General features: G+C 57.2%; 1 pseudogene. It reads left to right on the forward strand.

Features of this window, described 5'->3' with window-relative positions:
• Nucleotides 1-297: pseudogene (locus E0D98_RS26390) on the forward strand (hypothetical protein); the annotation flags it as partial.

The raw sequence follows: 297 nt of genomic DNA on the forward strand, positions 1-297 counted from the left end.
TCAGTGCCACCAGCGACCCGGAGTATTACTTTGTTGTGGTTCTGGCAGGGCAGTCAAATGGCATGTCGTATGGTGAAGGTCTTCCGCTGCCGGAGACATATGACCGTCCGGACCCGCGTATTAAGCAACTGGCGCGCCGCAGTACGGTGACACCGGGCGGTGTCGCCTGTAAATATAACGACATCATTCCGGCGGACCATTGTCTGCATGATGTGCAGGACATGAGCCGTCTTAACCATCCGAAAGCGGACCTGTCAAAGGGGCAGTACGGAACCGTGGGGCAGGGGCTGCATATCG

The organism is Escherichia sp. KCJ4928, from assembly GCF_004352695.1.
Classification (GTDB): Bacteria; Pseudomonadota; Gammaproteobacteria; order Enterobacterales; family Enterobacteriaceae; genus ECMA0423.